This is a genomic window from Crocosphaera sp. Alani8 (assembly GCF_038442745.1).
Taxonomy (GTDB): Bacteria; Cyanobacteriota; Cyanobacteriia; order Cyanobacteriales; family Microcystaceae; genus Crocosphaera.
Genome location: NZ_JARVCN010000146.1, coordinates 1 through 8,478 on the forward strand (window position 1 = coordinate 1; position 8,478 = coordinate 8,478).

The following is an 8,478-nucleotide window of genomic DNA, read 5'->3' on the forward strand; positions in this document are numbered from 1 at the left end:
TGGCTCTTTTCGTCATCTGGTAAGGCTTTCAGGTATTCGTGTCCCCACGCCAGGTAGAAAACATGAGGGCATTAGTTTTAGCTAACCCTAAACCTACAAAGAGAAGCTTATTAGGAACTGAAGACGAAGCTAAACATATTATTGATAATTTCCCCGGAAGCAAAGCTTATTTAAGAAGCGATGCAACCTTAGAAACGTTTAAAGAAAATGCCTCACGTTTTTCTATTTTACACTTAGGAACTCATGGTTGTTTTGATCCCAACGGTTGCGAAGATTTAGGAATGGAACCTAATACTATTTTATTTGCTAATAACGAACAATATGATATTTCTCGGGCAGAACAAGAATTGATATTTAGAAATACAGATATTTTAATTTTAAGTGCTTGTCAAACTGTAAAAGAAACTAATGCTGACGGGAAAGAATTTTCGGGATTAGCTTATGTTTTAGAACGTGCAGGAGCAAAAACAGTTATAGGGGGTTTATGGAATGTAGACGACAAACCTAGTGCTAAGATTATGAACGAGTTTTATACTAACCTGAAACAAGGAATGAGTAAAAGTGAAGCTATGCAAAAAGCAAAAATAAGTCATCTTAAAACAGGAGAAAAAATCAATCCTCATTTTTGGTCGCCTTTTATTCTAATTGGAAACAATTAATTTCAGTTATCAGTTATCAGTTATCAGTTAATCTGTTCCTAATTAATAGGATATATTAGGAATCAAACGAGCTAAAAATGTTAAGAAAGCGGTTATTACAGCAACAACAATGGGAATAACTAAAGATTTAACCCCTTTTAGATCAGCTACTTGATTAACTAAAGTGTTCTGGACAGTTTTGAGATCTCTGACATTTTCTTTGACATTTCTGACTTCTGTTTTAACTTCTGCAATCTCTATTTTCAAGTCTGTAACGTCTTTTTGAATGGCTTCTAGCTTTCTATCAATATCTTTTAGGACTTCAGCTATGGAATAAGTGATACTACTAGGTTCATTCATAATTTACATTCCTATTTGAAACTACTTTTATTTTAACTCATTACTTAGGAATAGATGGAGCTAAAATCATAACCTGTCCTTTTTTATCAGTTTTTATAGCTAAAACAGCAGGAACTTGTTTTTTATCAGCATTTTTATCTAACCCAAAAAAACAATAAATTATCTTATTATTTTCTATTAACAATCTCCAGATTCTTGGTTCTTTTAAATTAGGATCATTATCTTCACGTCCTCGCAAATAATCAAATAAAGTAAAGTCTCCAATAAAACGAGAATACTTTAAACTAGGATCAGTAAAAACATCATCTAAATTTCGTCCTAATACTAATTGTTCTTGAGAAAAAATATAGGTAAATACAGGTAAAGTAGAAGTTTCATTAACTGCATCTCGACGAGCATCATCCCATCCTTGAGTTCTTGCTAACCAAAATAAAACGATTAATAACCAAATCACAATAATTAAATCTTTTCGTAAGGAAACAGGAACCAGAGTTGCTAATTCTCGTATAAACTTTGATGGGGGACTTTGATGAAAATTTTTAGCAATCACTCTCAAAAGACGTTTAATTTTTGACCATTTTTTACGACGAGTTACAACATTGAATGGTTTAGATAAGGGCAAAATGAAAGCCACTGTTAGGGGTTCCACAAACCAAAGAGTAATCTTAATAGCAGTTGCCACTAAAAATAATGCTACAATGGTTTTAGTGAATGCCCAGCCATTACCCACAAAAACTTGAATAGGAACAAAAAAGAAAGAACGCAAAGGAAAAGATAATTGTGTTATTTCTAATTGAAAATAGCCAAAATAGGCCCAACGATAGATCCATGCGGTAAAATAAAGGAAGATTCCTAGCAACCCCAAAATACTAGCAAAAGTTCCTAAAATCTGTGTATTATTTTGTGAAGGTTGACTATCTGGCATAAATAAACCACTCCTTGATTGTACAACTTATATTATCCCATCGAGTCATGATAAAACTTTCAATTAAAATCATTACCCTTGCTTCTATAACTGTCGGGTTAGGACTGTATTTTGTGCCGAAGAATGGGTTTACTTTACCCTCCCATCAAATTAAGTCTCCTAAAATACAAAGCAATACTATCCCCGTAGCATTACCCTACGACGCGACTATCAGGTTAGAAACGGGTGAGGAAATGTCAGGAAAAATGACAGCTTTCGATCAACAACAGTCCATGATCACTTTAGAAAGAAGTGGAAAGTCTAAAAAAATAGCTATTACCGAAATTACACAAGTAAAATTTCAAGGAGAATTTGAGTTTATACATTCTGGATTAGTTATTCCTAGAGGTGAAACTAAATATTGTTCTACGCAAGAAAATAATTCTGATTTAGATAATGGAGAAACTTGGCAAGAACCTTTCATCCATTTTAAAATAATTGATGCTCGAGATGGAAAAGCTGAAGTCATTTTATCTCAGAAAGATGAAAGTAAATTAGAAGGAATTATGGCTGTTTCCGAAACCAATACTTATGTAGTTAACCAACTAGGTTTTAATCATGACAATAATAATATCATTCTAACTGTTATTCCTTGTTCAAAGTCACCTCAAACATAATGTCAATAATTACTGGAAAAACGAAACTATTAGGAATCATTGGTGATACCTTTGAACATTCTTTATCCCCTGTGATGTAAAAGGAAGATTCTAAAACTAAAGATAAAAACACTGATCGGGATTACCTAATTAATCCAGTTAATGACATTTAAGATTGGTTTTCTAATTGTTCTAATCTTGTTTCAAGATTTCTGAATCGTTGTTCAATATCGAGATGTTCTGATTCATTAGTAATGCTATAGCCGATCAACTGTTCAATGCGTCTCTCGTTACGGTTAGATCTTGCAATAAATTGGTTTATCTCCTCAATCATTATTTGCAATGTCTCTCTTTCTCTTTCTTAAGCATCTTTCAACTGTTCTTGAGCATCTTGAAATTGAACTTGTCTTTCTCTAAATTCAAATTGACTTTCTTGCAGTTGAATCTGTCTCTCTTGCAATTGTCTTTGAACTGCTAACATCCCTTCATAGCAGTTTTCAATTGGATGTATCAAAATCTCGGTTTAGTGAGGGTGGGGAGTGTGGGAGGGGTGGGGAGTGTGGGGAGTATTTTTCTTTGAGTTTGTAATCTATGCAAATGAAAATTGCTATCAATAGTTTTCTGGATTTCTTCAAAAGTCATGATATTTTAGCGATTAATATTTGTTTGACGAATTAGTTAGTCATCAAAACTAACTCCTAAATTAATATTGAGAGCTTTTTCTACTTTTCTAACAAGGTTCTCTGTAACTGGCGATCGCAGATCCTCATTTTCTAATTGATACCAATAGGATCGACTAATGTTGCTTTGTCGACAGATTTCACTTAATGATCGTTTGTCATTTTCCCTTGCCTGTTTGATTTTTTTTCCCAGATCAGGAAAGTCTCGCACTGTTTCTGTAATTCGCTTAACTTGCACTGTTGTTGTACTCATTTATTTACCTCAACTCTATAATTCTATTGTACATTGTCCACAGACGGTTGACAAGTGTTTGCAGACAATATACAACTAAAAACGGAAAGCATGACAAAGAACTAGGAAAAAACCATGGATAGAAGAGATGATAATTTTGATCCCAAAACAATACAAAAAACACCATGTCAATAATTACTGGAAAAACGCAACTATTAGGAATCATTGGTGATCCCGTCGAACATTCTTTATCCCCTGTGATGCAAAACGCAGCTATCGAACATTTAGGGGTAGATTACATTTATATTCCCTTCCCAGTGAAACCCGAAAACTTAGCAACTGCTTTGGATGGTTTTGCAACCATCGGTGTGATGGGATTTAACGCAACCATTCCCCATAAACAAGCTATTATCCCTCTATTATCAGAGATTACCACAACCGCCCAATTAGTGGGAGCCGTTAACACCGTTTGGCGCACAGAAACTGGCTGGGAAGGGACAAATACGGATGTAATCGGCTTTTTATCTCCCCTTAAACCCCTAAACCACAACTGGAACACCTTTAAACCTCTTATCCTCGGAAATGGTGGCGCAGCGAGGGCAGTGGTGGTAGGATTAGCAGAATTGGGTTGCCCTGAAATTGCCGTTCTGGGACGGGATCAAGATAAGTTAGCCCAATTTAAACAAAGTTGGTACAACAGTGAACTTACAGCCTCCATAACTGTCCATTCCTGGGATGAATTATCGGGGTTGGTATCAGAAAGTCAGTTAATTGTGAATACCACACCTCTTGGGATGTTTCCCCATACAGATAATTCTCCCGTTGACAGTCATATTTGGGGAAAATTTCCTAAAAATGCCATCGCCTACGACTTAATTTATAATCCTAGTCCAACTAAATTTCTCCAAGAAGCGCAACAACAAGGGTTAAACATTATTGATGGTTTAGATATGTTAGTTTATCAAGGAGCGGCTGCTTTAGAAATTTGGTTACAAAAACCTGTCCCTGGAGAAGTGATGAGTCAAGCTTTAAAAGATTATCTTTTTCCGAAACAAGCATCATAAAGACTTCCCAGATCTACTGAGTTTAGCTATCAAAAAATGTAATCTCGGTTGTGGATATTTCTGAGTCTAGAGTTAATAATTTTTCCCTCTGCTTTAAGCTTAGTTACGGTTGGTTAAAATAAATGTCAAAATAGCAATCATCGACTAAAATGCAGGATAAAGGGTCTTAAAATGAAATTGAGGCCTTGATAAAACCCAGGAGAAGTTTAATATGCTAGTCATCTTAGCCCATGATAATATATTATCTGTCAACCAGGTTTGTCCTGGCTGTTTACTCGCTAATCAGCAAGGCACACCAAGATGGAATCACGGAAAACTTTTTTGTGGCCATTCCCTTGATAAAATAGATGCGAAACAAGCAAGTATATATGAGTGCGAAATGGGTTTCCAACTCACCGAAATCGATAGTCAACCGGCTTAAATACCGATAATATATTTACGCCACTCTTGATTAAGATTGCCCCTGGTATGTTTCACTAATTCAAACTGTAAACTACTATAGGGACGACGTGGCTGATGTCTAAGCTTCATGTTTGCCTCTTTAGGAGTACGGTTGCCTTTTTTGACGTTACAAGTGACACAAGCTGTAACTAGGTTTTCCCAGCTATCTCCTCCACCCCGTGAGCGAGGAATTACATGATCCAGAGTGAGTTGCTCTCCTTTGTAGTTACAATATTGACAAGTATGGCGATCTCGTTCTAAGATATTACGGCGAGTTAAGGGAATTTCTTTGTAAGGAACACGAACATAGTGGCGTAACCGAATAACCGAAGGAAGAGGGAAGTCAGTATAAATTAGCCGCTCACCGTTTTCCAGTTGCTCCGCTTTGCCTTTTATTAAGAGAACTACAGCCCTCCGCCAACTGGTAATGTTGAGCGGTTCGTAAGACGCGTTTAACACCAGAACCTTGCCCATAGCTTACTTTCAGGAATTTGTGCAAGTTTAAACATGATGTTAACACACTTATCTGATTTTGTCTGCCTTAATAGGGATAAACTCACATCTTGCAGCGTAATATAAATTTTTGGTGAGGTTAGGGTGTAGGAAATTAGTCAGCTGAGTTCGGTGTTAGGATTTAGGAGTAATGCCAAAAATAATTCTCCACAGGAAAAGCTATTTTTCCCCATCTTCTTCAGTGTTTTCCCCAGTAGTTAAAGAAGACATTATCTTTAAGTTATCCCTATTATAAAATTTGGCGACCTGTTAGTATGCCTCTAACTTCTAGCATGGCGGAGTATGTGGGGATAATGTGCAGAGTTTCCTTTCCTACTGTTAGGTTTAAAGCGGTTTCTATAGCTTCTTTTAAGTCTTCCCTAATAATTAGTTTAACATGATTATTTTTTTCGGGTAGGTTAGACTGACTATATTTGAGACGTAACGCTAGATCATAAATGCGATCGCCACTAACCACTAAATTACCACCTAATCCTACTAAAGGCTCTGTATCTACATCCCAAATCCAAGAAACATCGGTTCCATCTGGTATTCTATCGTTTAACACCAACAATGTTGTGGAAGATTGACCCGTTTTTTTGATATTATTAATTGCCCTAATGGTTTCATTCATTCCTACGGGATTTTTAGATAATAAAATGCGAATATGTTTGCCTTCAACTGTTAATTCTTCGGCTCTACCAAAGGCTGCTTTAAATTCTTTAACGGTGTGAAAAATTGCTTCTCTTTCAATACCTAACTCTTGGGCAACTAACCCGGCTGCCAAGGTATTATACTTGTTATAAACTCCAATCAAAATTTGTGGCCAATGTTCACTATTTAAGTCCAGTTCGCTTTTTTCAAATTGGCATTTTTTACAACAAAAATCTCCTAAATGGGATAGGTAAACCCCCTCATAAGTTAGAGCATGCCCACAACTAGGACAGTAGATAGAGTCAACAGCATGGGGAATTTCTTCTAGATATAAATCGGGTTCAGAAAGACCAAAATAACGAGTTTCTTGACTTAATTGTTGCCCCAGATAAGAAAGGGTTGGATCATCGGCGTTTAAAACAACAACAGTCTGAGGAGAAAGAGATGCGATCGCCTTTTGCCAGCGTTGACTGATCATATCTACTTCACCGTAACGATCCAATTGATCCCGAAACAAATTGAGAGCTAAAATTATTTTAGGTTGGCAATCTTTTAGTAACAGTGGCACTATATTTTCATCGACTTCTAGGATAGCATAATCGGCATTTAATGTCCCAATTAGGTTAGTATTTCCTAGTAAAGCAGTAACCAAACCATTAATTAAATTAGCCCCAGTTTCATTGTGAGCAACTTTGTAATTTTGGTCTTCTAAAATAGTTCTTAGTAATAGAGAGGTAGTGGTTTTTCCATTAGTTCCTACTACTAGAATAACCCCCTGTTTTACCTGTTCGCCAAGTAAGGATAAGAGTTTAGGGTGAAAACGGCGAGAAATAGCTCCGGGTAACACACTTGCTGCCCCCAAACCAAAGAAACGAACTCCAGCAGTGATAGTTTTGGCTACACCTACAGCTAACCCTAGACGAATACGATCCACTACCTTCATAGTTTGAATAATTTATTTTAAATAACCTTTAAGTTATTTAGAATAACACAGATAGTCTATTGTTCCTGAAAATATCAATAGTCTAGGGATTATTTTGTTGATTGTAATAACGGATCATGGCTTGAGTTCCTTGTTCTTTACCTTCACCTTGATCCAGATTAGACACTATTTTTAAAAAGTCTTCTGCTAGAGTAACTCCTGGTAATTCACTGTTTGCGTTTGCCATTATTTCTTGAACCAATCTTAAATCTTTTAAGAGGTGTTTAACGGCAAAACCGGGTTGTAAATCTGAGGCAACAATTTTTGGACCTAAGTTAGTTAAAGCCCAAGATCCTGCAGCACCAGTACGACAAACTTCTATCATTAAGTTAGGGTCAATATTCTGTTTTTCTGCCATCATTAAAGCTTCGCATAAAGCAACCATGTGGACGGCACATAAGGCTTGGTTACACATTTTTACTGCTTGTCCGTTGCCCACAGAACCACAATAAATAATCGTTTTTCCCATAGCATTGAAGTAAGGTAAACATTGATCAAAATCCTTTTTTTCTCCTCCAACCATGATAGTTAGAGTACCTTGTTTCGCACCAATATCTCCCCCAGAAATTGGTGCATCTAAGAAGCGAATATTTTTAGTTTCTAATTGACTACTGATGTCCCGTGCCGCGTCGGTTCCAATGGTACTAAAATCAACGATTAATGACCCTTCTTTAGCATAGTTAATGATACCGTTTTTTCCAAAAATAACATCATTAATATCAGGTACGTCTCCAACACAAGTAAAAATAATATCAGCATCGATAACGGCGGTTTCAATGGAGGGGAGAACCTTTGCACCCGCTTCCTGTGCTACGGTGATACCAGGACGATTTGGGGTACGGTTCCAAGCATTGACAGTAAACCCTTTTTTGGCTAAGTTACCTGCCATGAATCCCCCCATTAAACCCAGTCCAAGGAATGCTAATTTTTCTGTCATGGATAATTGATTGACTGATTTATTCTAGTTGTTAATACTATTTTAGTATAGATGTCAATTAGAATAATAAATTTAGTCAAACTTAACGATTATCCTTTTAAGTATTCAGATATTTTAAAGTAGAAATTAGGCGAAAACAACGGTACGGTTTCCATAAACTAAAACCCGATGCTCTAGATGTAAACGAACTGCTCTCGCTAAAACAACTCGTTCTGAATCCTTGCCTTGGCGAATCAAATCGCTAACAGTTTCCCGATGAGAAACTCTAGAGATATCTTGTTCAATTATGGGACCTTCGTCTAAATCTGCAGTAACGTAATGAGCGGTAGCACCGATAATTTTTACTCCTCTTTCGTGGGCGCGATGATAAGGTCTTGCACCAGCAAAAGGTATCTTCTCAAAAAGCCAGGGGTCACTCGCTGCGAAAACTTAGGCCAA

12 protein-coding genes and 1 pseudogene are annotated in these 8,478 nt (G+C 36.5%); 4 read left to right on the forward strand and 9 right to left on the reverse strand.

Annotated elements, in window-relative coordinates:
• Positions 1-38: 38 nt before the first annotated feature.
• The gene (locus P9B04_RS10120; RefSeq protein ID WP_342054868.1) at positions 39-659 is read left to right on the forward strand and encodes a CHAT domain-containing protein; all 621 of its coding nucleotides are present in this window, start codon (positions 39-41) and stop codon (positions 657-659) included.
• A gap of 42 nt (positions 660-701) precedes the next feature.
• Here the strand turns inward: P9B04_RS10120 and P9B04_RS10125 are convergent, their stop codons facing one another.
• Both P9B04_RS10125 and P9B04_RS10130 read right to left on the reverse strand, forming a co-directional pair.
• Positions 702-998, reverse strand: coding sequence for a shikimate dehydrogenase (locus tag P9B04_RS10125; protein WP_342054869.1), 297 nt, complete (start codon positions 996-998; stop codon positions 702-704).
• Positions 999-1,038: 40 nt separating this feature from the next.
• Positions 1,039-1,923 carry a hypothetical protein gene (locus tag P9B04_RS10130; protein ID WP_342054870.1) on the reverse strand — a complete coding sequence of 295 codons (885 nt, stop codon included), beginning with the start codon at positions 1,921-1,923 and terminating at the stop codon, positions 1,039-1,041.
• A 47-nt stretch (positions 1,924-1,970) separates the two neighbouring features.
• Between P9B04_RS10130 and P9B04_RS10135 the strand changes: the two genes are divergently transcribed.
• A complete protein-coding gene (locus P9B04_RS10135; protein ID WP_342054871.1) occupies positions 1,971-2,579 on the forward strand; it encodes a hypothetical protein in 609 nt (202 codons plus the stop codon).
• 148 nt (positions 2,580-2,727) lie between these two features.
• Here P9B04_RS10135 and P9B04_RS10140 read toward each other — a convergent pair whose 3' ends face one another.
• The 3 genes from P9B04_RS10140 to P9B04_RS10150 form a co-directional block, all read right to left on the reverse strand.
• The gene (locus tag P9B04_RS10140) at positions 2,728-2,892 is read right to left on the reverse strand and encodes a hypothetical protein (RefSeq protein WP_342054872.1); all 165 of its coding nucleotides are present in this window, start codon (positions 2,890-2,892) and stop codon (positions 2,728-2,730) included.
• A gap of 27 nt (positions 2,893-2,919) precedes the next feature.
• Positions 2,920-3,072, reverse strand: a complete 153-nt coding sequence (locus tag P9B04_RS10145) for a hypothetical protein (RefSeq protein ID WP_342054873.1) — start codon at positions 3,070-3,072, stop codon at positions 2,920-2,922.
• A gap of 164 nt (positions 3,073-3,236) precedes the next feature.
• Complete coding sequence (locus P9B04_RS10150) at positions 3,237-3,491, reverse strand: helix-turn-helix domain-containing protein (RefSeq protein WP_342054874.1); 255 nt, start codon at positions 3,489-3,491, stop codon at positions 3,237-3,239.
• Positions 3,492-3,655: 164 nt separating this feature from the next.
• On the opposite strand from P9B04_RS10150, the gene P9B04_RS10155 reads away from it, so the two are divergent.
• Together P9B04_RS10155 and P9B04_RS10160 are read left to right on the forward strand one after the other, a co-directional pair.
• The gene (locus tag P9B04_RS10155) at positions 3,656-4,534 is read left to right on the forward strand and encodes a shikimate dehydrogenase (protein WP_342054875.1); all 879 of its coding nucleotides are present in this window, start codon (positions 3,656-3,658) and stop codon (positions 4,532-4,534) included.
• A gap of 211 nt (positions 4,535-4,745) precedes the next feature.
• Positions 4,746-4,955, forward strand: a complete 210-nt coding sequence (locus tag P9B04_RS10160) for a hypothetical protein (RefSeq protein WP_342054876.1) — start codon at positions 4,746-4,748, stop codon at positions 4,953-4,955.
• Here P9B04_RS10160 and P9B04_RS10165 read toward each other — a convergent pair.
• From P9B04_RS10165 to P9B04_RS10180, 4 genes and pseudogenes are all read right to left on the reverse strand, one after another.
• Entirely contained in the window at positions 4,952-5,449 is a 498-nt protein-coding gene (locus tag P9B04_RS10165) for an HNH endonuclease (RefSeq protein WP_342054877.1), read from the reverse strand. The two genes, P9B04_RS10160 and P9B04_RS10165, sit on opposite strands and share 4 nt — an antisense overlap.
• 268 nt (positions 5,450-5,717) lie before the next feature.
• Complete coding sequence (locus P9B04_RS10170; RefSeq protein ID WP_342054878.1) at positions 5,718-7,064, reverse strand: Mur ligase family protein; 1,347 nt, start codon at positions 7,062-7,064, stop codon at positions 5,718-5,720.
• 82 nt (positions 7,065-7,146) lie between these two features.
• Positions 7,147-8,040, reverse strand: a complete 894-nt coding sequence (locus P9B04_RS10175; RefSeq protein WP_342054879.1) for an NAD(P)-dependent oxidoreductase — start codon at positions 8,038-8,040, stop codon at positions 7,147-7,149.
• 126 nt (positions 8,041-8,166) lie between these two features.
• Positions 8,167-8,427, reverse strand: a pseudogene (locus P9B04_RS10180) (formyltransferase family protein); the annotation flags it as partial.
• Between the last annotated feature and the right edge of the window lie 51 nt (positions 8,428-8,478).

Excerpts from the sequence above, each read along its gene's own strand:
- P9B04_RS10125 (WP_342054869.1), bottom strand. The coding sequence starts at position 998 with ATGAATGAACCTAGTAGTATCACTTATTCCATAGCTGAAGTCCTAAAA.
- P9B04_RS10130 (WP_342054870.1), bottom strand. The coding sequence starts at position 1,923 with ATGCCAGATAGTCAACCTTCACAAAATAATACACAGATTTTAGGAACT.
- P9B04_RS10135 (WP_342054871.1), top strand. The coding sequence starts at position 1,971 with ATGATAAAACTTTCAATTAAAATCATTACCCTTGCTTCTATAACTGTC.
- P9B04_RS10140 (WP_342054872.1), bottom strand. The coding sequence starts at position 2,892 with ATGATTGAGGAGATAAACCAATTTATTGCAAGATCTAACCGTAACGAG.
- P9B04_RS10150 (WP_342054874.1), bottom strand. The coding sequence starts at position 3,491 with ATGAGTACAACAACAGTGCAAGTTAAGCGAATTACAGAAACAGTGCGA.
- P9B04_RS10155 (WP_342054875.1), top strand. The coding sequence starts at position 3,656 with ATGTCAATAATTACTGGAAAAACGCAACTATTAGGAATCATTGGTGAT.
- P9B04_RS10160 (WP_342054876.1), top strand. The coding sequence starts at position 4,746 with ATGCTAGTCATCTTAGCCCATGATAATATATTATCTGTCAACCAGGTT.
- P9B04_RS10165 (WP_342054877.1), bottom strand. The coding sequence starts at position 5,449 with ATGGGCAAGGTTCTGGTGTTAAACGCGTCTTACGAACCGCTCAACATT.
- P9B04_RS10170 (WP_342054878.1), bottom strand. The coding sequence starts at position 7,064 with ATGAAGGTAGTGGATCGTATTCGTCTAGGGTTAGCTGTAGGTGTAGCC.
- P9B04_RS10175 (WP_342054879.1), bottom strand. The coding sequence starts at position 8,040 with ATGACAGAAAAATTAGCATTCCTTGGACTGGGTTTAATGGGGGGATTC.